20 protein-coding genes are annotated in these 24,438 nt (G+C 64.9%); 8 read left to right on the top strand and 12 right to left on the bottom strand.

The features are described from left to right. Nucleotides 1–110: 110 nt before the first annotated feature. The 6 genes from leuC to VFZ66_15705 all read left to right on the top strand — a co-directional run bounded on the left by leuC (nt 111) and on the right by VFZ66_15705 (nt 7,101). Entirely contained in the window at nt 111–1,535 is a 1,425-nt protein-coding gene (gene leuC / locus VFZ66_15680) for a 3-isopropylmalate dehydratase large subunit (GenBank protein ID HEX6290630.1), read from the top strand. A gap of 113 nt (nt 1,536–1,648) precedes the next feature. Further along, nucleotides 1,649–2,254 (top strand): 3-isopropylmalate dehydratase small subunit, encoded by a 606-nt coding sequence (leuD, locus tag VFZ66_15685; protein HEX6290631.1) that lies wholly within the window; start codon nt 1,649–1,651, stop codon nt 2,252–2,254. 21 nt (nt 2,255–2,275) lie between these two features. After that, nucleotides 2,276–3,196 carry an N-acetyltransferase gene (locus VFZ66_15690; protein ID HEX6290632.1) on the top strand — a complete coding sequence of 307 codons (921 nt, stop codon included), beginning with the start codon at nt 2,276–2,278 and terminating at the stop codon, nt 3,194–3,196. Between the two features lie 35 nt (nt 3,197–3,231). Continuing rightward, on the top strand, nt 3,232–4,383 hold the full coding sequence (gene leuB, locus VFZ66_15695; protein ID HEX6290633.1) for a 3-isopropylmalate dehydrogenase: 1,152 nt from the start codon (nt 3,232–3,234) through the stop codon (nt 4,381–4,383). A gap of 597 nt (nt 4,384–4,980) precedes the next feature. After that, entirely contained in the window at nt 4,981–5,556 is a 576-nt protein-coding gene (locus VFZ66_15700) for a hypothetical protein (GenBank protein HEX6290634.1), read from the top strand. A 342-nt stretch (nt 5,557–5,898) separates the two neighbouring features. Next, nucleotides 5,899–7,101 (top strand): peptidylprolyl isomerase, encoded by a 1,203-nt coding sequence (locus tag VFZ66_15705; protein HEX6290635.1) that lies wholly within the window; start codon nt 5,899–5,901, stop codon nt 7,099–7,101. Nucleotides 7,102–7,150: 49 nt separating this feature from the next. Here the strand turns inward: VFZ66_15705 and VFZ66_15710 are convergent, their stop codons facing one another. After that, nucleotides 7,151–7,648: a ferritin-like domain-containing protein gene (locus VFZ66_15710; protein HEX6290636.1), complete on the bottom strand. Its 498-nt coding sequence runs from the start codon at nt 7,646–7,648 to the stop codon at nt 7,151–7,153. Nucleotides 7,649–8,159: 511 nt separating this feature from the next. Between VFZ66_15710 and gltB the strand changes: the two genes are divergently transcribed. After that, on the top strand, nt 8,160–12,638 hold the full coding sequence (gltB, locus tag VFZ66_15715) for a glutamate synthase large subunit (GenBank protein ID HEX6290637.1): 4,479 nt from the start codon (nt 8,160–8,162) through the stop codon (nt 12,636–12,638). A 96-nt stretch (nt 12,639–12,734) separates the two neighbouring features. On the opposite strand, the gene VFZ66_15720 is transcribed toward gltB, so the two are convergent. After that, a complete protein-coding gene (locus VFZ66_15720; protein HEX6290638.1) occupies nt 12,735–12,971 on the bottom strand; it encodes a hypothetical protein in 237 nt (78 codons plus the stop codon). Nucleotides 12,972–13,145: 174 nt separating this feature from the next. Between VFZ66_15720 and VFZ66_15725 the strand changes: the two genes are divergently transcribed. After that, nucleotides 13,146–13,967 (top strand): cyclase family protein, encoded by an 822-nt coding sequence (locus tag VFZ66_15725; protein HEX6290639.1) that lies wholly within the window; start codon nt 13,146–13,148, stop codon nt 13,965–13,967. A gap of 61 nt (nt 13,968–14,028) precedes the next feature. Here the strand turns inward: VFZ66_15725 and VFZ66_15730 are convergent, their stop codons facing one another. From VFZ66_15730 to VFZ66_15775, 10 genes are all read right to left on the bottom strand, one after another. Further along, nucleotides 14,029–14,706 (bottom strand): uracil-DNA glycosylase, encoded by a 678-nt coding sequence (locus VFZ66_15730; GenBank protein ID HEX6290640.1) that lies wholly within the window; start codon nt 14,704–14,706, stop codon nt 14,029–14,031. 34 nt (nt 14,707–14,740) lie between these two features. Then, the gene (gene carA, locus VFZ66_15735; GenBank protein HEX6290641.1) at nt 14,741–15,859 is read right to left on the bottom strand and encodes a glutamine-hydrolyzing carbamoyl-phosphate synthase small subunit; all 1,119 of its coding nucleotides are present in this window, start codon (nt 15,857–15,859) and stop codon (nt 14,741–14,743) included. 65 nt (nt 15,860–15,924) lie between these two features. Further along, nucleotides 15,925–17,118, bottom strand: a complete 1,194-nt coding sequence (locus VFZ66_15740; protein HEX6290642.1) for an acetylornithine transaminase — start codon at nt 17,116–17,118, stop codon at nt 15,925–15,927. Between the two features lie 9 nt (nt 17,119–17,127). Beyond that, a complete protein-coding gene (gene argB / locus VFZ66_15745; protein HEX6290643.1) occupies nt 17,128–17,868 on the bottom strand; it encodes an acetylglutamate kinase in 741 nt (246 codons plus the stop codon). A gap of 7 nt (nt 17,869–17,875) precedes the next feature. Then, a complete protein-coding gene (gene argC, locus VFZ66_15750) occupies nt 17,876–18,883 on the bottom strand; it encodes an N-acetyl-gamma-glutamyl-phosphate reductase (protein ID HEX6290644.1) in 1,008 nt (335 codons plus the stop codon). Between the two features lie 81 nt (nt 18,884–18,964). Continuing rightward, on the bottom strand, nt 18,965–19,471 hold the full coding sequence (locus tag VFZ66_15755) for an N-acetyltransferase (GenBank protein HEX6290645.1): 507 nt from the start codon (nt 19,469–19,471) through the stop codon (nt 18,965–18,967). A 3-nt stretch (nt 19,472–19,474) separates the two neighbouring features. Then, complete coding sequence (argH, locus tag VFZ66_15760) at nt 19,475–20,842, bottom strand: argininosuccinate lyase (protein HEX6290646.1); 1,368 nt, start codon at nt 20,840–20,842, stop codon at nt 19,475–19,477. Nucleotides 20,843–20,924: 82 nt separating this feature from the next. Next, nucleotides 20,925–22,169 (bottom strand): bifunctional glutamate N-acetyltransferase/amino-acid acetyltransferase ArgJ, encoded by a 1,245-nt coding sequence (argJ, locus tag VFZ66_15765; GenBank protein HEX6290647.1) that lies wholly within the window; start codon nt 22,167–22,169, stop codon nt 20,925–20,927. After that, on the bottom strand, nt 22,166–22,822 hold the full coding sequence (locus VFZ66_15770; protein HEX6290648.1) for a histidine phosphatase family protein: 657 nt from the start codon (nt 22,820–22,822) through the stop codon (nt 22,166–22,168). The genes argJ and VFZ66_15770 overlap by 4 nt, the downstream gene beginning before the upstream one ends. A gap of 143 nt (nt 22,823–22,965) precedes the next feature. Further along, on the bottom strand, nt 22,966–24,225 hold the full coding sequence (locus tag VFZ66_15775; GenBank protein ID HEX6290649.1) for an argininosuccinate synthase: 1,260 nt from the start codon (nt 24,223–24,225) through the stop codon (nt 22,966–22,968). Nucleotides 24,226–24,438: the final 213 nt, after the last annotated feature.

The raw sequence follows: 24,438 nt of genomic DNA on the forward strand, positions 1-24,438 counted from the left end.
CAAGAACAAACTACCAAAAGAACAAAGGAACAAAAGGTTCAACGCCTTTGCTCCCTTGTTCCCTGTCCCATAATCCCTTCATCACGACACCACTTTCATAAGGAACAGATATGACGACACGACCACGGACGCTGTTTGAAAAAATCTGGGAATCGCATATCGTCAGGCCGCAAACAGCGGAGACACCAGCGGTGCTGTACATCGATCTGCACCTGGTCCACGAGGTCACGTCGCCCCAGGCGTTTACTCAGCTTCGTGAGCGCGGCCTGACGGTGCGCCGACCCCAGCAGACCGTGGCGACGATGGATCACTCGACGCCCACGACGCCGCGCGGTGCGGACGGTCTGATCCCGATCACCGATCCGCAGGCGGGCGCGCAGCTGGCGCAGCTTGAGCGCAACTGCCGGGACTTTGGCATTCCGCTGTTCAAGCTCGGCTCCGAGAACCAGGGCATTGTGCATGTGATCGGGCCGGAGCAGGGCTTGACGCAGCCCGGCATGACGATCGTCTGCGGCGACTCGCATACCAGCACGCACGGCGCGTTCGGCGCGCTGGCCTTTGGCATCGGCACCAGCGAGGTGGCGCATGTGCTTGCCACGCAATGCCTGCTCCAGAGCAGGCCGCGCACGATGGAGGTGCGCGTGGATGGCCGGCTCCATCCGGGCGTGACCGCCAAAGACATCATTCTGGCGATCATCGCGCAGATCGGCGTGGGCGGCGGCACCGGCTATGTCTTCGAGTATACCGGCGAGGCGATCCGCGCGCTGTCGATGGAAGAGCGCATGACGATCTGCAATATGAGCATCGAGGGCGGCGCGCGCGCGGGGATGATCGCTCCCGACGACACGACGATCGAGTATATCGCGGGCCGACCCCACGCGCCCAAAGGTGCCGACTGGGAGCGCGCGGTCACGCAGTGGCGCACGCTGCCCACCGATGAGGGCGCGACCTACGACGCGACGATCACGCTCGATGCCAGCCGCCTGTCGCCGATGATCACCTACGGCACGAATCCCGGCATGGGCATGCCGATCGGTGCCGCCGTGCCCGATCCCAGCGCGCTCCCCGATGCGAGCCAGCGGGCCGCGCTCGACAAGGCGCTGACGTACATGGGCCTGCAACCAGGCCAGCGGCTGCTCGGCCAGCCCGTCGATGTGGTCTTCTTGGGAAGCTGCACCAACTCGCGCATCACCGATCTGCGCATGGCCGCTAGCGTCCTGCGCGGTCGTAAGGTCGCGCCCAACGTCCGCATGCTGGTCGTGCCCGGCTCGCAGCAAGTCAAGCGCCAGGCCGAGGCCGAGGGCCTGCGCGATATTTTCGTCGAGGCCGGCGCGGAGTGGCGCGAGGCCGGATGCTCGATGTGTATCGCGATGAACGCCGACAAGCTCGCGCCCGGCCAGTACGCCGTCTCGACCAGCAACCGCAACTTCGAGGGACGGCAGGGCAAGGGCGGTCGCACGTTTCTGGCTAGCCCGCTCACGGCGGCGGCCACGGCGATCAACGGCAGGATTACGGATGTGCGGGAACTTGTATAGAACAACGGAACAACAAAACAAAGAACAATGGAGCACCGAAGCATAGCCTTTACCTTCGATACATGGTTCTCTTTTGTTCTTTGTTCTCTGTTCTTTGTTCTCCTAGAGAGAATATGCAGCCAATCACAACCTTCAGCGGCACATGCGTCGTGCTGCCGATCGAAAATATTGACACCGACCAGATCATCCCGGCGCGCTTCCTGACGGCGATCGACAAAAGCGGCATGGGCGATCATCTCTTCGCCGACTGGCGCTACGATGAGCAGGGCGCGCCGCGCCCTGGCTTCGCGCTGAACCGACCGGAGACGCAGGGCGCTCAGATCTTGATCGCCGGGCACAACTTCGGCTGCGGCTCGTCGCGGGAGCACGCGCCGTGGGCCTTGCAGGGCTACGGATTCAAGGCGGTGATCTCGACCTACTTCGCCGATATTTTCCGCAACAACGCGCTCAAGGTCGGGCTGCTGCCGATCATGGTCGAGCCAGCCGCGTACGAGCAGCTTGTCGGCATGTGTACAGCGCAGCCCGCGACAGCGCTGACGGTCGATCTGGCCGCGCAGCAGGTGCGGCTGCCGGGCGGCACCGCGATCGAGTTTCCGATCGATGCCTTTGCCAAATACTGCCTGCTGAACGGCGTCGATCAGCTTGGCTTTTTGCTCAGCCAGGCCGAGACGATCGCGGAGTATGAGGCGCAGCATCCGGCCCGCGTCGCCACGGCGTAGGCGTTGAGCACAAGGACCAGTATGCAGATCACAGCACGGCCCTACCGCGACGACGAGGATCTCCACGCGCTGCTGGCGTTCGCGACCAATGCCGCCAGCGTCGCGCCGGAGTACGGCTCCTTCCATGTCGGCGACATTCTCTGGGGCATGTTCCAAAATGTCATCTTCGATCCCCGGCGCAGCATCCGGCTCTGGGAGAGCGTCGACGGCGAGTTGCTGGGCTTTGTCTGGAACGATCCGCCCGGCGTCGTCTTCTGGGATATTCATCCCCGGCTGCGCGGCAGCGGCACGCTTGAGGAGTCGATGCTGGAATGGTCCGAGCAGCACGGCAGCAGCACGCTCACCGAGGGTCCCGACGCGGGCAGGCGGCAGGTCTGGATCAGAGGCTTTGAGAACGATCGCTGGCTGCAAGCGTTCTTCGAGCAGCGCGGCTACCAGCGCGATGAGGACTTCATGTTCCACTACTGCCGCTCGCTCGACGGGCCGATCCCTGAGCCGACGCTACCGCCGGGCTTTCGCGTGCGGCACGTCGGCGGGGAAGAAGAGTGGAACCAGCGCGTCGAGACGCACCGCGAGGTCTGGCATCCCTCGAAGGTCACGCTCGAAGCCTACCGGCGGCTGCGTCAAGCGCCGGGCTACATCCCGGAGCTGGATCTGGTGGTCGAGACACCCGGCGGCGACTTTGGAGCCTACTGCATCTGCTGGCTCGATCGGATCAACGGCCTTGGCGAGTTCGAGCCGGTCGGGACTCGTCCGGCCTATCGCGGCCAGGGGCTGGGCAAGGCGGTCATGCTGGAAGGGCTGCGGCGCTTGCAGGAGCGCGGCGCGCAGAGCGCGCTGGTCTACTCCGAAGGCAACAACGTGGCCTCCAACCGGCTGTACCAGTCCGTCGGGTTTCAGCCCGTCGATAAAGATCTCTTTTTTACCAGGATCGTGTCGTGACATGCGCATCCGGCACGGAGCGAACAGGGAGTGCTATGCACGCAACGATGACGCTGCTGCCCGGCGATGGGATCGGGCCGGAGGTGGTGGCCGAGGGCGCGAAAGTCCTCGCCGCTGTCGCGGAGCGCTGGGAGCATCGCTTCGAGCTGCGAGAGGCGCTGATTGGCGGCTGCGCGCTCGACGCGACCGGCTCGTCGCTGCCCGCTGAGACGGTGCAGCTTTGCCGCTCCGCCGACGCCGTGCTGCTGGGCGCGGTCGGCGGTCCCAAATGGGACGATCCCCATGCCGCCGATCGGCCTGAGCGCGGCCTGCTCGGCATTCGCAAAGCGCTCGATCTCTTCGCCAACTTGCGTCCGGTGACGGTCTATCCCTCGATCAGCGCGGCCTCGCCACTGCGCATGGAGCTGCTGGCGGGCGTCGATCTGATCGTCGTGCGCGAGCTGACCGGCGGGATCTACTTCGGGCCGAAGAGCCGCGAGGCCGTGGGCGACGGCGCGGAGCGCGCCAAGGATGTCTGCGTCTACACCACGGGCGAGATCGAGCGGATCGTGCGCGTGGCCTGCGCGATGGCCCGCGAGCGGCGCGGCAAGCTCACCAGCGTCGATAAGGCCAACGTGCTGGAAACGTCGCGGCTGTGGCGCACCGTGACCACGCGCGTCGTCGCCGAGGAGTACCCCGACCTTCAGCTTGAGCATATGCTGGTCGATGCGGCGGCGATGCATCTGCTGCGCCGTCCCGCCGACTTCGATGTGATCGTCACTGAAAACATGTTCGGCGATATTCTTTCGGACGAAGCCTCGATGCTGGCCGGATCGATGGGCCTGCTGCCGAGCGCGTCGCTGGGCGGCGCAGAACAGCGGGACCGACAGGCCGGGAACGCCGAGCGCACGGACATGATCGCGTATCCGGCAGGGCGGACGCGGATCGGGCTGTACGAGCCGATCCACGGTTCCGCGCCCGACATCGCCGGGCGGGGCATCGCGAATCCACTGGCGACGATCCTCAGCGTCGCGATGCTGCTGCGTTACTCGCTTGGCCTGCACAACGAGGCGCAGGCGGTCGAGGCTGCCGTGCAGCAGGTGCTCGTGCAGGGCCACGTGACCGCCGACATCGCGCCTGCGGGAGCGCCCGCCTACACGACCAGCCAGGTTGGCGATGCGGTGGTCGCGGCGCTCCGTGCCGGGTAGCCGGATCGGGGGTGGAGCCTGCTCCAACAGCAGGCTCCGCCGGCGTTGGATACAGGGGCGTAATCCCTCGCTTCGTGAAGGTTAGGAACAGGACACACCGAAGCCGCTGGCAGACACATCGCCAGCGGCTATTTTTGTCGCCAGCGGCGGCAGTGCTCTGCCTATTGCAGCATCAAAGAACTGTTTGAGAAAGCCTTGATCCGATTCCGCATGAAAAGGGGAAATCGTTGGGAGCCATCCCAACCCCCGGCCTGCTGGCGCACGAGTCTTGCCTCCGCTGTTTCAAGGTTTTTTTCAGGAAATATTAAGGCGCGTTAAGCGCTCTGTTAAGACCGTTGGTGTTTACTGTTATTAACCGATAATTCCCCAGGTGGCACCTCAGTACGGTTGAGAGTCTCAGGAAGGCCATATCCTCGGTGTTCCATCCTCGGCCACTACGCGCAGGTCAGCCACGAGCAAGCACATGTTAAAGGAGGTGAGCTGAGCTACCAGCCTTGTGATTCGATCGGCCAGGCGAAAGGTCGTCGGCTGATCACAGCGATGATCTATGGTCCGCGCGGTTACGTTCCCGTTTACGATCCTGAAGGAAAATCCTCTATGATGTACCGTCTGATCCGTACCGCCATCCTTTCCGCGATGGTTTGGAGTGCCGTCATCTTCAGCTCGCAGGCATCAGCCTGGGGGCCGTCGCCAGCCCATGCCAGAACGATGGTCGGCTGGCATCCCGGCACCATCGGCCTGTATCAACACCACGTCTCAGGGAACACCGACGGCGGTAATCCCTGTAGTACGGCCTACTGCAACATGGTTTCACTGCGCGACAGGGCAGTGATGTGGCGAAGCTGGTGGGGGCATAAGGGCGCTACTGCGACGTATGCCAATCACACGATGATCGCGGCGATGGAGGCGATGATCTGGGAGCACTACCATCGCTACTCCGTCTCGGCGATTGCTGGCGGAAGCCACAGCACCTACTCACACCATTACAATGGAGACGCCTTTGACGTGCCTGAGATCGCCGGTACGCCCGTCAGCTATAGCGATCCTCATCACAACGCCTTCATGCAGTTCTGCCGCAACTACGGCGCTCAGGAGGTGCTTGGGCCAGGCAATGCGGGCCATAGCAACCATGTCCACTGCGCGAAGTTCGCTCCATACAATGTCTGGAACTAGGATTCTCCCGCACTGATCCGTCTGGTTCAATCCCTCGACAGAGGGCAGAACGAGGCCAATAAGCCCGGTTCCTTCACGCTCCGGGCTTATCCTGCTCATGTACGGTTTTCGTGGTGCAGAATCACTGCGCGTGTTGGCGGGACAACCCAGCCCGTTGTTCGCTGTTCTGCGCCTAGTCTGTCGGCGCGCGGGCACAGTTTGGGATACATCATGTGGAGGACGACGATGATCGGGCAAGGCGCACGGGACCACGCAATTTCTCCAATGCCGCACAAGCAACGATATGCACTCTGGCAGCGGGTTTTGCTCCATACCTGCGTGATCGTGGCGGTTGGCTTGTTGATGTTGGGAGGCCGCTGGTTCTGGGAAGAACGCTACCTGCCCAGCCGTACCGTAGGGCAGGTCGGTGAGCGCACGATTACCCGGCGCGACTACCTGATCGTCCTGGAGCTGAACCTGGCTCAATTTATTCTCAAGACCCAGGACAAGATTAAGGCGTACGATCAGATCATGCAAACGTCCCAGGACGAAAAGGCGCGGTCGTTCGCGGAACAGGCGCGTCAACAGTATGTAAAAGGTCTTGACGACACGCTGACGCGCTATGCGCAGCTTCGCGGCGGGCCGCTGCGCTATATTGTGCTCAACCAGATGATCGAGGACGATCTGATCCTGCAAGGCGCTGCTCGTGACGGCGTTACGGTCGGCGACGATGATGTCTACCGAACGCTGGCCGCCAAGCTGCTGTCGCCGCCCCAAGAAGAGCCAGCGATCCCCCTGACTCCGACCTTGCCGCTGAGCGAAGTGGGGAGCGCTGCCATGACGCCCGCTGCGGCGCGAGAGACGGTCGTGCGCACGTTGAGCGCCGCCTATGATGAGCTGGCGCGGATGCTCACGGAGTCGTACGGCATCTCGCCGCAGATCTCGCGCGAAGACTACATCAAGCATACCGTGCATCATCAGCGGGTCCAGTTATTACGGGAGCGGATCGGCTTCGATCTTGTTCCGATCCAGGAGCCGCCTCCGCAGCTGCAAGCCTATGCGCAGGTCATGGTCTTGACGATTCCCAGACCGATCACGGCAACCGATGAGTTCCTGGAGGCCGCGTATGCCAGGCGCAAAGTCCAGGCAGATGTGGCCTATGCCCAGATCAATCAGGGAGCCGATTTCGCAACTGTCGGCAAGCCCTACGCTGTCGAGGCGAATGAAGACTACGAGCCGCAGTGGATTGTGATCGATCAATTGTTTCCAGAGCAGGCGGAGGCGCTGCGGACGCAGCCGCTAGGCGAGGTGGGACCGCCCGTGAAGTCGACGGCGGGCTGGTTTCTCTTCAAAGTCTTGCGGCGCGAGCTGCGGCCTGATGAAAACACGGTGCCGGATATGCGCGTTGCCGCGTTCCATCGATGGCTAGAACACCAGCGCGCAACGCTACCCGTCAGGCGCTTCCCTGAGCCTACGGCAATGCCCACCGGCCTTGTCATCCCACCGGAAGACGCCGATCACGGCCACACGGCAGCGCCGACGCCAACTCCCGCCAGCGCTCGATAATAGAAAGGTGGAGGCGCGACCACACGCCGCGCCTCCGCGCACCGACCGATTAAGCGCCTGCCTCGCGTGTCTGCTGCCCAAGGAAGATCTGCACGACCATCGGCAGTTGCTGGTCCAGCCAGCGCTGCATCTCCTCCTCGTCGCGCAGAATCTCCTGGCAGATGCGCGCCGTCTCCATATCGCCCACATGCTGCGCCGTGGCGATCAGCGCCTTGTACGATGCGATCTCGAAGTGCTCGGTCGAGTAGTCGGCGAGCGCGTTTTTGACGATCTCATCGCTGGAAACTGCCATCGGCACCTCCTTCAGCGTCCCGAACATGCTGGCAAGGCCGGTCTTGATCGTCGAGACATCGCCGCCCAGACGCTCGATACAGCCTCGCACCAGATCGGCGTGCCGATTCGTCTCGTCGACGTGCTGGCGGATTCTGGCCTCGATCTGCGGATGGTTCTTGGCATCCTTGGCGTGATTTTCCAGCACCGGCACGAGCGCTTTTTCCATCGAGTACGCATCCTTCAGCCAGTTGACCAGTTGTTCTCGTGCTTGCATAGCCTTCCCTCCTGGCGTGCCGTCAGGCCGGAGTTTGGGGTCGTCCCCCAAGCTCTCCCGCGCTGCTAACGATTAGCTCTCAGACGCGGCAACTCCTGTGCCAGCAGATGCGCCGCGATCGAAGCGACGACCGCTTGGTTATTTCGCACAAACACAGGCGTCGAACGAGCACGCCGCGCCGCCGCCAGTTGTACGAAACGCCCAACTGGCGTTTGACAGCCCGCGTAACATCTTGTATAGTAAAGCGACATTAACTGCTCATTCTGTGGCGTTGACTACGCGCCCACCACGCCTCATTGACGAGGCAACGGTGGGCGTTTTGTGTCCCCCGGAGCTGCCTCGTCGCCGATGGCTGTGGCTCTGTGTCCCAATGATGTGCTGCTCAACGACTTCGATCGTCGTACGCGCCTCGACCTGCTGAGGCCAGAGACAGTGTACGCGCACCTGGGGTGTGCATCGACCGACCGGCACCCTGATGTGCCGCTTGAACATGCAGCGATGAGAGGGACCTATGAATCAGCCCGGCTTTGCCCCATTGTACGACCCGCGATGGGAACATGATGCCTGCGGCATCGGCTTTGTCACCCGCCTGAGCGCCCAGCCGAGCCACGAGATCGTCACGATGGCGCTTGAGGCGCTCAGTAACCTGGAGCATCGCGGCGCAACCGACGCCGATGGTCGTAGTGGCGATGGCGCCGGCTTGCTGACCCAGATCCCGCATGACTTCTTCGCTCAATATCTGCGCTCGGCGCGTCTTGCCGCGCCCGCGCCCGGCGATCTGGCGGTCGCGATGTGCTTTGTGCCGATCAATAATACGAGCGAGGGCCGCGCGCTGATCGAGCGCCATCTTGAGGCCGCCGGGATTCCGCTGCTGGCCTGGCGCGCCGTGCCGACCAACGATAGCGCCCTTGGCTTTCAGGCGATGCTGCTCAAGCCGGTGATCATGCAGGCGTTGCTCCAGCGCCCCGCATCGATCGACCGCGACGACTGGGAGGCCGCGCTCTACTGTGTGCGCCGCGCCATCGGCATGGAGGCCCACGTCAAAGCGATGCACGGCTTCTATATGGCCTCGATGTCATCGCGCACGATCGTCTACAAAGGCTTGATGCAGGCGTCGCAGCTTGGCACGTTCTACCCCGACGTGCAGGACTCGCTCTTTAGCTCGGCGTTTGCGGTCTTTCACCAGCGCTTCTCGACCAATACCTTTCCCTCGTGGGAGCGCGCGCAGCCCTTCCGCATGGTCTGCCACAACGGCGAGATCAACACGCTGAGCGGCAACATCGCGGCGATCAAATCGCGCGAGCCCGATTTCTACTCGCCCGTGTGGGGCGCGGACATCGCGCATCTGCGGCCCGTGATCGACGAGCGCGGCAGCGACTCCGCGATGCTCGACAATACGCTGGAGATGCTGGTGCGCAACGGACGCGATGTGCGCCACGCGCTGACGATGCTGGCCCCGCCTGCCTGGGAGCACGACGACACGCTGGATGACGAGCTGCGCGCGTTTTACGAGTACCATAGCTGCCTGATCGCGCCCTGGGATGGCCCGGCGGCGCTGTGTTTTGCCGACGGCGCGACCGTCGGCCTCAAGCTGGATCGGAACGGACTCCGTCCCGCGCGCTTTATCGTCACCGATGATGGCACGGTGGTCGCGGGCTCGGAGTTCGGCGCGGTGACGATCGACGCCGAGCGGATCGTCCACAAAGGGCGGCTCGGCCCCGGCCAGATGATCGCGGTCGATCTTAGCCGTGGCGAGCTGCTGCTCGACGAGCAGATCAAGCGCGAGCTGGCACAGCGCGCGCCGTATCGGCAGTGGGTGGCCGAGCATCTGCAAACGCTGTCGGTCGATGGCGCGCGTGGGAGCGACGAGATCGACAACATCACGCAGCTTCAAGCGGCGTTCGGCTACGACGCCGAGATGCTTCAGGTGGTGCTCAAGCCGATGGCCCGCGACGGTCACGAGCCGGTCGGGTCGATGGGCGACGACACGCCGATCGCGCCGCTCTCGCAGGTCGGGCGTCCGCTCTACGGCTACCTGCGCCAGCGCTTTGCCCAGGTGACAAACCCGCCGATCGATCCGCTGCGCGAGAAACTGGTGATGTCGCTGGGCATGATGCTGGGCCGGATCGGCAACCTGCTGGACGAAACGCCTGAGCACGCGCATCTGCTGCGGATCGAGCGTCCGATTCTGCGCGCCGCCGAGTGGGATGTGCTCCGGCACCGCTCCGATCCAGCGTTTTGCTCGCGGACCCTTCCGGCGGTCTGGCCTGTCGCGGCGGGCACGGACGGGCTGCGCGCTGCCGTGGCCGAGTTGCAGCAGGCGGCGGAGGCGGCGACGCGCGCGGGCTGTACGCTGCTGATCCTCAGCGACCGCGCCGTCGATCGCGAGCACGCGCCGATCCCGGCGCTGATCGCCGTGGGCGCGGTGCATCAACATCTGCTGCGCTGTGGCCTGCGTGCCCGCGCCAGCCTGCTGCTCGACAGCGGCGAGCCACGCGAGGTCCACCATATGGCCTGTCTGATCGGCTACGGCGCTGAGGCGATCCATCCCTATCTGGCGCTGGCCTCCGTCCGTGAGATTGCCGCCGAGGATCAGCGCGCGCCGCTCGATCCCGATCAGGCCGAGGCCAACTACGTCGACGCGCTCGACGAGGGCCTGCGCAAGATCCTCTCGAAGATGGGCATCGCCACGCTCGACAGCTACCACGGCGCGCAGCTTTTCGAGGCGATCGGCCTGGGCGAGGAGCTGATCGACGCCTGTTTCACCGGCACCTCGTCGCGCATCGGCGGCATCGGCTGGGCCGAGGTGGCGGCGGATGTCGCGGCCTGGCACGCGCGCGCCTTTGCGGATGCGCAGACGGTCGCGCTGGGCGTGCCGGGCGTGTACAAGTTCAAGAAGGATGGCGAGTACCACGCCTACAGCCCCGCCGTGGTCCACGCGCTGCATCAGGCGGTCGGGCTCAAGCCCACGTCGGCTTCGTCGCAGGAGGCGTACCGCAGCTACGCGGCGCTGGTGCATGGCCGGCTGCCCGCCGCGCCGCGCGATCTCCTGCGCTGGCACCCGCAGAGCCCGGTCGCGCTCGATACGGTCGAGCCTGCCGCCGCGATTCTGCGCCGCTTCTCGACGGCGGCGATGTCGATCGGCTCGACCAGCCGCGAGGCGCACGAGACGCTGGCGATTGCGATGCAGCGCCTTGGCGGTATGGCGAACAGCGGCGAGGGCGGCGAAGATCCTGAGCGCTTCGGCGACGAGCGCAACAGCGCGATCAAGCAGATCGCGTCGGGCCGCTTCGGGGTCACGCCCGCCTATCTGATGAACGCCCGCGAGCTTCAGATCAAGATGGCGCAGGGCTCCAAGCCGGGCGAGGGCGGCCAGTTGCCAGGCCACAAGGTGACGGAGTACATCGCGCAGATTCGCCACACCATGCCGGGCGTGACGCTGATCTCGCCGCCGCCGCACCACGACATCTACTCGATCGAGGACCTGGCGCAGCTAATCTACGATCTCAAGCAGATCAACCCGCAGGCCGCCGTATCGGTCAAGCTGGTGAGCGAGGTCGGCGTCGGCACGATCGCAGCGGGCGTGGTCAAGGCGGGCGCGGACGTGGTGCTGATCAGCGGGCATTCGGGCGGTACGGGCGCGTCGCCGCTCAGCTCGATCAAGAACGCGGGCGTCTCGTGGGAGCTTGGCCTGGCCGAGACGCAGCAGACGCTGCTGCTCAACGGGCTGCGCGACCGCGTGCGGGTGCGGGTCGATGGCGGACTCCAGACGGGCCGCGATGTGGTGATCGCCGCGCTGCTGGGCGCGGATGAGTTCGCCTTTGGCACGGCGGCGCTGGTGGCTGAGGGCTGCCTGATGGCGCGGGCCTGCCACAGCAACACCTGTCCGGTCGGCATCGCCACGCAGAAGCCGGAGCTGCGGGCCAAGTTTCCGGGCACGCCGGAGCACGTGATGCATTTCTTCGGCCATCTGGCCGAGGAGGTGCGCGAGCTGCTGGCCGACCTGGGCACGTCTTCGCTCGACGCGATCATCGGGCGCTGCGATCTGCTGCATCAGATCACCACCGGCCACCAGCGCGCCGATCAGCTCGATCTCTCGGCGATGCTGGTCAGCCCCTACGGCCCCGACACGCTCACGCGCTGGAATGGCACGCAGATCCCGACGCAGGTCGCGGAGCTGAACGAGCGGCTGCTGGAAGACGCTACCCCGGCGCTGCTCGACGGACAGCCGATCCAACACGCTTATCCGATCGCCAACATCGATCGCACGGTGGGCGCGACGCTGGCTGGCACGATCGCGCAGCGCGGCATCGCTCTGGCACCCGACACAATCGAACTGACGTTTATGGGCAGCGCGGGCCAGAGCTTCGGCGCGTTCGCGGTGCAGGGCATGCGCCTTGAGCTGATCGGCGATGCCAACGATTACGTCGGCAAGGGCCTGGGCGGCGGTGAGATCGTCGTGCGACCGCCGGAGTACGCGCGCTACAGCGCCGCCGACAGCACGATCATCGGCAATACCGTGCTCTACGGCGCGACCAGCGGGATGCTCTGGGCGGCTGGGCAGGCGGGCGAGCGCTTCGCAGTGCGCAACAGCGGCGCGGTGGCGGTGGTCGAGGGTGTGGGCGATCATGCCTGCGAGTACATGACCGGCGGGCTGGTTGTGGTGCTGGGACCGAGCGGGCGCAATTTCGCGGCGGGCATGACCGGCGGACGAGCCTATGTGCTCGACCTCGACGATGATTTTCTGGGGCGGCTCAACCCGGAGCTGGTACGCGCGGAGCGGCTGCTGGAAGACTGGCAGCTTGCCGAGGCGCGCACGCTGATCGAGCTACACGCCGCCAAGACCGGCTCGCTGCGCGCGTACGAGCTGCTAGCGCGCTGGCACGAGATCCGCGACCGCTTCTGGCATGTGGTGCCCGGCGCAGTGACGCCCACGCCGCTGCGAATCGCGCTGCGGCAGCCAGAGGCGAGCCTGCCGGTTGGCGCGTAGGCACCCGGCGATCCACGGCTCCCCGCTTGCTTCGGCAGGCGGGGAGTTTTCGTCTCAGCGCTTGCTCCAGCCCCTACGTTTGGTAGATGCCTGCGCTCAGGAGAATCTGGTCGTGTTGGTGTGGTGCGCCGAGGTGCGCAGCAGCACCACGACGCTGCCAAAGACCGGGATCAGCAGCACGACGAGCGTCCAGAGCAGATACTGCGCCTCGGAGAGCGGCAATCGCCGCAGCCGTTGCAGGCCCAGCGCGGTCAGCACCACCCAGGCGATCAGCAGGGTCAGGTTGAGCAGAAACAGGAAGAAGGTGATCGGTAGAATTCCTTGCGGGTCCATACACTCACTTCTAGAATGGATCATCTACTGTGATGCTGATCATACACCATTTCGCGGCGGCTGGCTAGATCATATTCCGCGCCTGCCACGATCGTTTGACAGCGGTGTGACAATACCTGAATCCAGCGAGATCGACCCGTCGTGCAATGTCGTGCTAGGATCAGGAGGGCAGCTATGTGTCTACCGGAAACACTCGCCGCGTTGAATGCCGCCGTTAGCCGTCGAGATGTGTTCAAAGGTGTTGCCGCCGCCGCCCTTGGGGCGACACTTCCGCAGATCACCCAGGCCGAGCCAGCCCGATCCGTGCGCGTGAGCCGCGCCGTCGATCTCACACATATTATGGGAACCCAGATGCCCGTTTTCCCCGGCTACGATCCGATGCGGATCGACGTAATCCGCACCCATGATCGAGACGGATATTATGTGAATCGGCTCACGCTGGCCGAGCACACCGGCACGCATATGGACGCGCCGCTGCATTTCGCGAAAGATGGCCTGTCGGTGCATGCCATCCCCGCCGAGCGGCTGATCGGCCCGCTGGCGGTGATCGATATTCGCGCGCGTGTCGCCCGCGACCCCGATGCCATGGTGATGCCCGACGATATTCTGGTCTGGGAGCGGCGTCACGGTCGGCTGCCTGCCGGGGCGATCGTGATCATGAACAGCGGATGGGCCACGCGGATCGGCGATAGCGCGGCATTCCTCAACGCCGATGCTGGCGGCACGCTGCATTTTCCGGGCTGGAGCAAGGCCGCAACCGATCTGCTGATGAACGAGCGCAGGGTGATCGGCATCGGCGTCGATACGTTGAGTCTCGACCACGGGGCGTCAAAGGATTTTGCGGTGCATTACTCGTGGCTGCCGAGCGGGCGCTGGGGCCTCGAAAACGTGGCAAATCTCACGGAGGTGTCGCCCGCCGGTGCGATGCTCTTTGTCGGCGCTCCAAAAGTCTACGGCGGCTCAGGCGGCCCAACACGCCTGATCGCGGTGATGTAAACCACGAACGGTCCGATGGCGCGTCGGCCCGTTCAGCGCGCATGGCAAGCCGGTGCGATGATCAGAGATCCGGAAGCTGCCAGTCGATCTCCGGCTTGCCATGCTCACGCAGCGCCGCGTTGATCTTCGAGAATGGCCTGCTGCCGAAAAAGCCGCGCTTGGCCGAGAGCGGCGACGGATGCACGCCCTCGACGATCGTGTGACGCGCGGTGTCGATCAGATCGCGCTTCTTCTGCGCGTAGCTGCCCCACAGCACAAAGATCACGCCGTCGTCTTTGTCGTTGACAGTGCGGATCACGGTGTCGGTGAACTGCTCCCAGCCTTTGTTTTTGTGCGAGTTCGGCTCGTGCGCCCGCACGGTCAGCACCGCGTTGAGCAGCAGGATGCCCTGCCTGGCCCACGGCACGAGGTAGCCGTTATTGGGCACGCGGCAGCCTAGGTCGTCGCGCAGCTCCTTGAAGATATTTTTGAGCGACGGCGGCGGCTTGATGCCGGGCCGTACCGAAAAGCACAGCCCGTGCGCCTGGTTGTCGTCGTGATACGGGTCCTGGCCCAGCAGCAGCACGTTCACGGCATCATACGGCGTTAGCTCGAAGGCGGAGAAGACTTCCGGCTCCGGCGGATAGACCGCGTGCTCGCGTCGCTCGTCGTCGAGGAAGCCGCGCAGGCGGTGGAAATAGGGCTTGTCGAACTCGTCGGCCAGCAAGGGCTGCCAGGATGGTGGAAGTTGAGGCTGCATCGTCAAACCTTACACGAAACGGAGCGTCAAGCGATTAGCGCTCCTGCTCACGCTCCATCGATCGGATGAACTCGGTGAAAAGCGGGTCGGCGTCGTGGGGGCCGGGCGCGGCCTCCGGGTGATACTGCACCGAGAACGCCGGATAGCGCGTGTGGCGCAGCCCCTCGACGGTGCCGTCGTTCAGGTTGCGGTGCGTCACCTGCACGTCCTCCGGCAGCGATTCGGCATCGACCGAGAAGCCGTGGTTTTGCGACGTGATCTGCACGTGGCCGGTCGCCAGGTCTTTGACCGGATGGTTGCAGCCGTGGTGGCCGTAGGGCAGCTTGAAGGTCTTGCCGCCGACAGCCAGGCCCATGAGCTGGTGGCCCAGGCAGATCCCGAACATCGGCTTGCGGCCAAGCAGCGCATGAATATTCTCCACGGCATAGCCGAGCGTGGCCGGATCGCCGGGGCCGTTGGAGAGGAAAACGCCGTCGGGATTGAGCTTGAGTACCTCGGCGGCGCTCATCGTCGCCGGAACCACCGTAACGTGCGCGCCGTGGTCGACGAGCTTGCGCAGGATGTTGCGCTTCAGCCCGAAGTCGTAGGCCACGACGTGGAAGCGGGGCTGGATCGGCGTCGTCTCACTGGCCCACTCGCCGCTGCCCTCGGTCCAGGTATAGATCTCGTGGGTGCCCACGCCGCTGGCGAGATCCAGGCCCTCCATGCTGGGCGTCGCACGCGCCAGGCTCAGCAGATGATCGACATCGTCCGTCTCGGTCGAGATCGCGGCTCGCAGCGCGCCTTTTGCGCGAATATGCCGCGTCAGTGCGCGGGTATCGATGTCGGCCAGCGCGATGATGTTGTTTTCGCGGAGGTAGTGCGATAGCCCGGTGCGGGCACGCCACGACGAGTAATCGTCGGAGTAGGCGCGCACCAGAAAGCCCGCGACATACGGCTTTTCGGCTTCGGGATCGATCTCGTTCACGCCGGTATTGCCGATATGCGCCGCCGTCATGGTGACGATCTGCCCCGCGTAGGAGGGATCGGTCAGCACCTCCTGATAGCCGGTCATGCCGGTCGCAAAGACTACCTCGCCGGTCGTCTCGCCGTCCGCGCCGAACGAGCGGCCCCAGAAGACGCGGCCATCTTCGAGCACAAGTAAAGCGTCCATCTCACCTCATATACCATGAGCCAGGGATTCCGCGATCCCTGGCTGCCTCTAGCTCTTGTTGTTTATCAGTTTAACACCTCAAGCGCATGTCGCAAGATCCCGATCGCCTCGTCGATCTGCTCGCGCTCGACGATCAGCGGCGGCACGAAGCGCAGCACATCGGCTCCGGCAGGCACGAGCAGCAGGCCGTCCTCCTGGGCCGCGTTTTTGACATCGGCGGCGCTACCCTCGATCTGCAAGCCCTGCATCAGCCCGCGCCCGCGCACATCTACGATCCGCGAATCGAGCGATTGCAGCTCAAGCAGCCGCGACCGCAGATGCTCTCCCATCTCGCGCACATGCGCCAGCAGCTCTGGATCGCTGAGGCGGCGGAAGACCGCGGAGGCGACCGCGCAGACCAGCGGGCTGCCCGCGAAGGTCGAGCCGTGATCGCCGGGGTTGAGATGCGCCGCGACCGCGTCGGTCGTCAGGATCGCGCCGATGGGGAGGCCGCCGCCCAGGGGCTTGGCGATGACCATGATGTCGGGCGTGATGCCGCTCGGCTCGTGTGCCCACACGGTGCCGGTGCGACCGCCGCCGCACTGGATCTCGTCGAAGATCAGCAGCGCGCCGTGGCGGTCGCAGAGCTGGCGCAGCCCGCGCAAAAATGCATCGGTCGCGGGCGTGATGCCGCCCTCGCCCTGGATCGGCTCGACGATCACCGCGCACACGGACTTGTCGACCGCGCCTGCCGCCGCGTCGAGATCGTTGAACGGCGCGAATCTCACGCCGGGCAGCAGCGGCTCGAACGGCTCGCGGTAGGCGGCTTTGTGCGTCGCCGCGAGCGCTCCCGTGGTGCGACCATGAAAGCCGTGCTCGAACGCGACGATCGAAGTCTTGCCAGCGCCGTGCCGCTCGCGGGCGGTCTTGCGGGCAAACTTGAGCGCGCCCTCGACGGCCTCCGCGCCGGAGTTGCAGAAAAAGACCTTGTCGGCGAAGCACGAGTCGGTCAGCAGCCGCGCCAGCTCGATCCCCGGCTGGGTCCAGTAGAGATTCGAGGTGTGAATCAGCTTCGACGCCTGCTCTTGCAGCGCCGCGACCGTCGTCGGGTCGGCGTGGCCCAGCGCGTTGACCGCCACGCCCGCCACGAAGTCGAGATAGCGGCGGCCATCGGTGTCCCAGACCTCGACGCCTTTGCCGTGATCGAGCACGAACGACGGGCGGCTGTACACGTTGACAAAAACCCGCTCGGCGTCGGCGACTAATTGTTGTGTTGTCATCGTATGTTCCTACCGTACAATCTGCGTTCCGGTTCCGGCCTGCAATCCGGCCAGGTTGGTGATACGCACCGCTGGCACGCCGCTCAGCGCATCGACCGCCGAGCGCACCTTGGGCACCATGCCGCCGCCGATCGTGCCGTCGGCGATACGCGCCTCAACCTGCGCCGAGGTAAGCTGCGGCAGCACCGCGCCGTCGATCAGCACGCCGGGCACGTTCGAGACAAAGATCAGCTCGTCGGCGCGCAGCGCGGCTGCCACGGCCAGCGCCGCGTGATCGGCGTTGACGTTAGTCGGGCGCTGGTCCTGCTGATCGACCGAGATTGGCGAGATCACCGGCAGCCAGCCCTGCCCGATCAGCGCGTGCAGCACCTCGGCCCGCACCGCGACGATCTCGCCCACGCGGCCAAGATCGCGGCCACCGGGACGCAGCGGGCGGGTTTGCAGCAGATGCAGATCTACGCCGCTGATGCCGATCGCCGGAACGCCCGCCGCGTTGAGCTGTGCGACCAGCCGCTTGTTGATCGCGCCGCTGAGCACCTGCTCTACCACCGCCATCGCCGCATCGCTGGTGGCGCGCATGCCGTCGACAAACTCGAAGTCGAGGCCGTGCCGTGCCAGCGCCACGCCGGTTTCCTTCCCGCCGCCATGTACGATCGCGCCCGGCCCCGTCAGCGTCCGCACGGCTGCACAGAGGCCGCTCAAGAACTCCGGCTGATCGATCTCGTTGCCGCCAATTTTGAGTACATACATCGTCGTTTTAGAGCAGCCCCGCCGTCTCCGGCAGGCCCAGCATAAGATTCATGTTTTGCAGCGCCTGCCCCGAAGCGCCTTTGACCAGATTATCCTCACTTGACGTAATGATCCAGTTGCCGCGATCGTCGGCCTGGTGCAGGCCGAGCACGCAGAGATTGGTATGGACGCTGTGGCTCAGCGTCGGTAGCTGGCCCTCCGGCAGCACGCGCACAAACGGCTCGTCGGCGTAGCGCACGGCGTACAGCGCGCGCACGGCATCGGGCGCGATGTCCGGGGCCAGCCGCACGTAGATCGTCGAGAGAATGCCGCGATTGACCGGCAGCAGATGTGGCGAGAAAATCACGTGGACAGGCGCTCCCGCCGCCGCAAGCTCCTGCTCCATCTCGGCGATGTGCCGGTGCGTATGGCCGATGTTGTACGGCGCGAAGTTCTCGTTCGTCTCGGCAAAGTGCGTCTTGAGCGACAGCGAGCGGCCCGCGCCGCTCACGCCCGACTTGGCATCGACGATCACCTGACCATCCAGCAGCCCGGCCTCGGCCAGCGGCAGCAGCGCCAGCAGCACGCTCGTCGGGTAGCAGCCCGGATTGGCGACCAGCCGTGCCTGCCTGATCTGATCGCGGTACAGCTCCGGCAGGCCATAGACCGCCTCGGCCAGCAACTCCGGCGCGGTGTGTGGATGCTTGAACCATGCGGTATAGACCTGCGGATCGCGCAGCCGAAAATCGTTGCTCAGATCGATCACGCGCGCGCCCGCCGCCAGCACCTCTTGCGCCGTGGCGATCGTCGTGGGGCCGTGCGGCAGACATAAAAACACAATATCGCAGGCCGCCGGATCGGCCTCGGCGGCATCGATCAGCGGCAAGGTGTCGGTAGTCGGGAAGGTGTCGCTGAGCCGCTTGCCCGCGTAGCTGCGCGACGTGGCAAAGACGATCTCGGCCTGGGGATGCCGCCGCAGCCAGCGGATCAGCTCAAAGCCGGTATAGCCCGTCGCGCCGTAAATTCCAACGCGCATCAGTTTCCTCCACTATTCCAGATAGCTCCTCCGCAGACGAAAGGACGGTACTTGGTGGATGCCCGCCCCGGCCTCGCGGCGCTATCGGCCCAGCCGCAGGATCATCGCGATCTCGTCGCAGCAATCCTGCTTCGAGCAGAACTGGCAATCCTGCCAGACTTTCTGCGATAGGATCGTCTTCTCCACCACCTCGAAGCCGAGCCGCGCGAAGAACTCGACCTGATACGTCAGCGCGAAGACGGTCGGAATGCCCAGCGCCCGCGCGTCCGAAATCAGCGGCGCGCACAGCCGACGGCCCAGGCCCCGGCCCTGCCACGCGGGCGCGACCGCCAGCGACACGATCTCGGCCAGGTCGCGCCAGGTGATTTTGAGGCCAGCGCAGCCGACGATCGCGCCGTCGACGTCGACGACGATGAAATCGCGCAGGTTGTTGTAGAGCTGCGCCAGCGATTTGGGCAGCATCAAGCCTTGCGCGGCGTAGCTGTTGATCAATCCGGCCATCGGCTCGACATCGCCGACGTAGGCGCGGCGAACCACTGGCTCGCCCTCGGTGCGCGCAGGCGGCATGTGTAGTGCAATCGTTGCCATAATTTATTGCGTGCAGACGCGGGCCGCCGTCAGTTGCTCCGCGAGCGACTGAGCAGCGGTGCCGCCGCTACTATGATGCTGTTCGATCGAGCGCTGCATATCGAAGACGTGCAGCCAGACATCCGCCAGCTCGGTATGCGCCGCCCGCACGGTTTCGAGCGGCAGATCACGCAGCGCGATGCCCTGCGTTTCGGCGGCGCGAACCAGCTGTCCGACCAGACCGTGTGCCTCGCGGAAGGGCACGCCCAGCCGCACCAGCTCGTCGGCGAGGTCGGTCGCCAGCATCGTATCGTCCAGCGCGGCGCGCATCCGCTCGGTGTTGAAGCGCAGCGTGCCGATCACGCCGCCGACGACCGGCAGCGTCATCAGCAGCGTATCGATCGTGTCGAACAGCCCTTCTTTGTCTTCCTGAAGGTCTTTGTTGTAGGTCGATGGCAGGCCCTTGAGCACGGCCAGCACGCTGACGAGGTTGCCGATCAGCCGCCCGGCCTTGGCGCGCGTCAGCTCCAGCGAGTCGGGATTTTTCTTCTGCGGCATCAGCGACGAGCCGGTTGCATAGGCGTCGTCGAGCGTCACAAAGCCAAACTCCGCCGAGCTGTAGATGATCAGATCCTCGGCCAGCCGCGACAGATGCGTGCCCAGCAGCGCCCCGGCGAAGAGCAGCTCGGCCACGAAATCACGATCTCCGACGGCATCCATGCTGTTGCGCGTCACGTCGTCGAAGCCGAGCACCCGCGCCAGCAGCGCCCGATCGATGCCAAAGGTGTTGCCCGCCAGCGCCGCCGCGCCCAGCGGTAGGAGGTTGAGCCGCCTGCGGCAATCCTGAAGCCGCTCGCGGTCGCGCTGGAGCGGCCAGAAGTGCGAGAGCAGCCAGTGCCCCACCGATACCGGCTGCGCGCGCTGAAGATGGGTATAGCCCGGCATCAGCGTCGCCTGATGCGCCTCGGCCTGCGTCACCAGCGCGCGCTGGACCTCGCAGAGCGCCTCGTCGAGCCGCTTGATCGCCATGCGCGCATAGATCCGCAGGTCGGTCGCTACCTGATCGTTGCGCGAGCGCCCGGTGTGCAGCTTGCCCGCGACCGGCCCGACCAGCTCGTGCAGGCGGCGCTCGACGGCGGTGTGAATATCTTCGTCGGAGAGTCGTAGCTCGAACTGTCCGGTGCCGAACTCTTCCAGCACCTGTCCCAGCCCGCGCTGCAACTGATCGCGCTCGTCGGTGGTGATCAGCCCCACGTCGGCCAGCGCCTCGGCGTAGGCTACCGAGGCCTCGATGTCGGCCTCGTACAAGCGCCAGTCAAAGCCGATCGAGGCATTGAACTGCTCCATCAGCTCGCTCGTCTGGCCCTCGAAGCGTCCGCCCCATAATTTCATCGCTACCTCTTCGAGCAAACAGAGAACAAAGAACAGGAGATTCAGTTTCGTTGTTCTTTGTTCCGTTGTTCTTTGTTCTTTATTACGTTCGATACTCCGCATTGATCGACACGTACTCGTGCGAAAAATCGCAGGTCCAGACCGTCGCCGTCTCGTCGCCGAGGCCAAGCTCGACCGTGATCTGCACCTCGGAGCCGCTCAGCGCGGCGTGTGCGTCGGCCTCGCTGTAGGCCAGCGGAGCGCCCGCCTCGACCAGCCGAACGCTGCCGAAGGAGAGCGCCAGCCTGCCGGGATCGACCGTCACGCCGCTGCGCCCGACCGCCGCCAGCACGCGGCCCCAGTTGGCGTCGATGCCGTAGATCGCCGTCTTGACCAGGCTTGATGTAGCGATGGTCCGCCCGATCTGCCGCGCCTCGTCGAAGCTGCGCGCGCCCTGCACATCGATAGTGACGAACTTGGTCGCGCCCTCGCCGTCGCGTGCAACCAGCTTAGCAAGTTCGGTGCAGACGATCGTCAGCGCCTCGCGGAACGCGCGAAAAGCGGGCGAGTCGGTGGATGTGATCGGCGGATGATCGGCCAGGCCGTTCGCCAGCACCAGCAGCGTATCGTTGGTGCTGGTATCGCCGTCGATCGACATGCAGTTGAACGAGCGCTCCACGGCGTAGCGCAGCGCGGCATCCAGCGCCACGGGATCGACCGCCGCGTCGGTGCAGACCAGCGCCAGCAGCGTCGCCATGTTGGGATGGATCATACCAGCGCCTTTGCACATGCCGCCGATCACGATCGGCACGCCGTCGAGCGTGGTGCGCAGCGCGACCGCTTTGGGCCGCGTGTCGGTGGTCATGATCGCGCGCGCGGCGGCGTGTCCGGCCTCGGCATCCGCCCCAATCTCTCTGGCGGCGGCAGCCACGCCCGGCAGCAGCTTCTTCATCGGCAACTGCTCGCCGATGACCCCGGTGGACATCACCAGCACGCTGTCGCAGGGCAGATCGAGCGCCTCGATCACGGCCTGCGCCATCGTCTGCGTGTTGCGCTGGCCCTGCTCGCCGGTGATCGCGTTGGCGCAGCCGCTATTGATCACCACGGCGCGAATCCCGGCGGACTTGCGCTGGAGCAGCGCGCGATCGAACATGACCGGCGCGGCCTGAAGCTGGTTCGTGGTAAAGACCGCCGCCGCCGCGCACGGCTGGTCGGCGCTGATCAGCGCCAGATCCAGGCCGCCGTGCTTCTTGATGCCCGCCGCGACTCCAGCGGCTCGAAAGCCCGGCACGCAGGTGATCGGATCGTCGCTGATGGCGGCGTGGATCGTCTGTCGTTTGTCGCTCATAATGGCTCCGTCGAGGCCAGCATCTCCGAATCGAGATGCGCGACATCGTTGTAACGCAACAAATACCAGCGCTGGTCGCTCGCGGGGTCGCCCTGCCGCCACTGGGTGATCGAGGTATGATGAATCCAGAAGCCGGAGCGCAGCACGAGCGCCGCGCTGGAGCCGAGGAAGTAGTAGAACGATGCCTCAATGATCCCGCCGTGCGCCACGACGACGATGTTCTGTCCTTCGTGCTGGCGCAGGATGCGGCTGAGCGCCCTGCCGACGCGGGCAACAAACATGGCGAAGCTCTCGCCGCCAGGCGAGTACGGCTGGTACACGATGTCGCGCCCCGCCGTGTTGAAGCGCTCGCGCGCCTCGTCGTAGGTCATGCCGTCGGCCTCACCTGGCCGAATTTCCTCGAACTCCTCGTCCCAGCGGATCGGCACGTCGAGGCCAGCCGCCGCCGCCTGCGCCGTCTCACGGGCACGCCGCAGCGGGCTGGCGTAGAGCACATCGGCGCGGATCTCGCCACGCGCCAGCCGAGCTTGCAGCCGCGCCGCCTGCTCGTGGCCGCGCGGCGTGAGCCCCTGGCAGCCGTTGCGCCCGCCGACGATATTGCCGACGTTGCAGACCGCCTCGCCGTGTCGAATGATGTAAAGATTCGTCATCATGACCTTTGCTTCCACGTTCCACGTTCCACATTCCAGGTTTCGGTTTCCAGCTCTTAGTTCTTGGTGCGCCGGGCGATCATGCCGGGCGCCCATGCCGGGCGCCCTCTGGGCATGGCACCCGGTTCTTGGTTCTCGGTTCTCGGTTAATCCCGCTTGAACGTGCTGAAATCGGGCTGGCGGTAGCGATTGGCCCCGCCCTCCGAGCTGACCAGCGCCTCGACCTTGAGCGGCAGCCCGTAGAGGTGAATAAAGCCCTCGGCGTCGCGCTGATCGTACACATCTTCCTTCCCGAACGTCGCGAAGTCTTCGCGGTAGAGCGAGACGGGCGAGCGCCGCCCGACGACGTGCGCCTGGCCTTTGAAGAGCTTCAGGCGCACATCGCCCGTGACGTTCTCCTGCGTCGACAGCACGAAGCGATCCATGTGCTGCTTGAGCGGCGTGAACCAGCGACCGTTATAGACCAGATCGGCGTACTCCAGCGCGACGCGATCTTTGTAGTGCAGCGTCTCGCGGTCGAGCGTCAGCAGCTCAAGCTCGCGATGCGCCGTCTGGAGGATCGTGCCGCCGGGCGTCTCGTAGACGCCGTGCGATTTCATGCCCACCAGCCGGTTCTCGACCAGATCGACGCGCCCGATGCCGTGCTTGCCGCCCAGCGTGTTGAGCACACAGAGCAGCTCGACCAGGCCCAGGCGCTCGCCGTCGACTGCGACGGGCACGCCGCGCTCGAAGCCCAGCACCAGATACTCCGGCTCGTTCGGCGCTGCCTCAGGCGCGACTGTCAGCGTGTACATGCTTTCTTCTGGCTCGCTCCACGGATCTTCGAGGATGCCGCCCTCGTGCGAGATATGCCAGATGTTGCGGTCGCGGCTGTAGATCTTCTTCTCGGTCTGCGCGATGGGGATGTTGTGGGCGTTGGCGTAGCGGATCGCATCTTCGCGGGAGCGAATGTCCCACTCGCGCCAGGGAGCGATCACCTTGAGCCGGGGATTGAGCGCCATGTAGGTCAGCTCGAAGCGCACCTGATCGTTGCCCTTGCCAGTGCAGCCATGCGCCACGGCGTCCGCGCCCTCTTGCTCGGCGATCTCGACCTGCCGCTTGGCGATCAGCGGGCGGGCCATCGACGTGCCCAGCAGGTACTTGCGCTCATAGACCGCGCCCGCCTGCACCGTCGGCAGAATATAGTCGCGGATAAACTCCTCGCGCAGATCCTCGATGATCACCTTCGACGCGCCGCTCTGAAGGCCCTTGGCCTCAAGACCGCCCAGCTCTTCTTCCTGGCCCAGGTCCGAGCAGTAGCAGATTACCTCGCAGCCATAGTTCTCGCGCAGCCACGGCACGATCACCGATGTGTCCAGACCGCCCGAATAGGCCAGCACCACCTTGTTAATACCCGACTTTGCCATCTCATGCTCCTCGTTAGAGCCAGTCCGCGCAGCACTGCCTTGGCTCATCGTTGAGCATAAAAAAGCAGCCCCGCCGTCTGGCAGAGCTGCTTACATCCATCAATCCAACGCAAGCGCACCTAACCAGACGTGGTATCCGGCTTCGTACGGCGACGACGGGGCGTGCTGTGTAGATTGTACGTTTGTCTGTGCATGTGAGGCGCGAGTATAGCA

It is taken from the genome of Herpetosiphonaceae bacterium, assembly GCA_036374795.1.
Lineage (GTDB): Bacteria > Chloroflexota > Chloroflexia > Chloroflexales > Kallotenuaceae > LB3-1.

Coding starts and splice junctions, on each gene's coding strand:
- leuC (HEX6290630.1), top strand. CDS start 111: ATGACGACACGACCACGGACGCTGTTTGAAAAAATCTGGGAATCGCAT.
- leuD (HEX6290631.1), top strand. CDS start 1,649: ATGCAGCCAATCACAACCTTCAGCGGCACATGCGTCGTGCTGCCGATC.
- VFZ66_15690 (HEX6290632.1), top strand. CDS start 2,276: ATGCAGATCACAGCACGGCCCTACCGCGACGACGAGGATCTCCACGCG.
- leuB (HEX6290633.1), top strand. CDS start 3,232: ATGCACGCAACGATGACGCTGCTGCCCGGCGATGGGATCGGGCCGGAG.
- VFZ66_15700 (HEX6290634.1), top strand. CDS start 4,981: ATGATGTACCGTCTGATCCGTACCGCCATCCTTTCCGCGATGGTTTGG.
- VFZ66_15705 (HEX6290635.1), top strand. CDS start 5,899: ATGTTGGGAGGCCGCTGGTTCTGGGAAGAACGCTACCTGCCCAGCCGT.
- VFZ66_15710 (HEX6290636.1), bottom strand. CDS start 7,648: ATGCAAGCACGAGAACAACTGGTCAACTGGCTGAAGGATGCGTACTCG.
- gltB (HEX6290637.1), top strand. CDS start 8,160: ATGAATCAGCCCGGCTTTGCCCCATTGTACGACCCGCGATGGGAACAT.
- VFZ66_15720 (HEX6290638.1), bottom strand. CDS start 12,971: ATGGACCCGCAAGGAATTCTACCGATCACCTTCTTCCTGTTTCTGCTC.
- VFZ66_15725 (HEX6290639.1), top strand. CDS start 13,146: ATGTGTCTACCGGAAACACTCGCCGCGTTGAATGCCGCCGTTAGCCGT.
- VFZ66_15730 (HEX6290640.1), bottom strand. CDS start 14,706: ATGCAGCCTCAACTTCCACCATCCTGGCAGCCCTTGCTGGCCGACGAG.
- carA (HEX6290641.1), bottom strand. CDS start 15,859: ATGGACGCTTTACTTGTGCTCGAAGATGGCCGCGTCTTCTGGGGCCGC.
- VFZ66_15740 (HEX6290642.1), bottom strand. CDS start 17,118: ATGACAACACAACAATTAGTCGCCGACGCCGAGCGGGTTTTTGTCAAC.
- argB (HEX6290643.1), bottom strand. CDS start 17,868: ATGTATGTACTCAAAATTGGCGGCAACGAGATCGATCAGCCGGAGTTC.
- argC (HEX6290644.1), bottom strand. CDS start 18,883: ATGCGCGTTGGAATTTACGGCGCGACGGGCTATACCGGCTTTGAGCTG.
- VFZ66_15755 (HEX6290645.1), bottom strand. CDS start 19,471: ATGGCAACGATTGCACTACACATGCCGCCTGCGCGCACCGAGGGCGAG.
- argH (HEX6290646.1), bottom strand. CDS start 20,842: ATGAAATTATGGGGCGGACGCTTCGAGGGCCAGACGAGCGAGCTGATG.
- argJ (HEX6290647.1), bottom strand. CDS start 22,169: ATGAGCGACAAACGACAGACGATCCACGCCGCCATCAGCGACGATCCG.
- VFZ66_15770 (HEX6290648.1), bottom strand. CDS start 22,822: ATGATGACGAATCTTTACATCATTCGACACGGCGAGGCGGTCTGCAAC.
- VFZ66_15775 (HEX6290649.1), bottom strand. CDS start 24,225: ATGGCAAAGTCGGGTATTAACAAGGTGGTGCTGGCCTATTCGGGCGGT.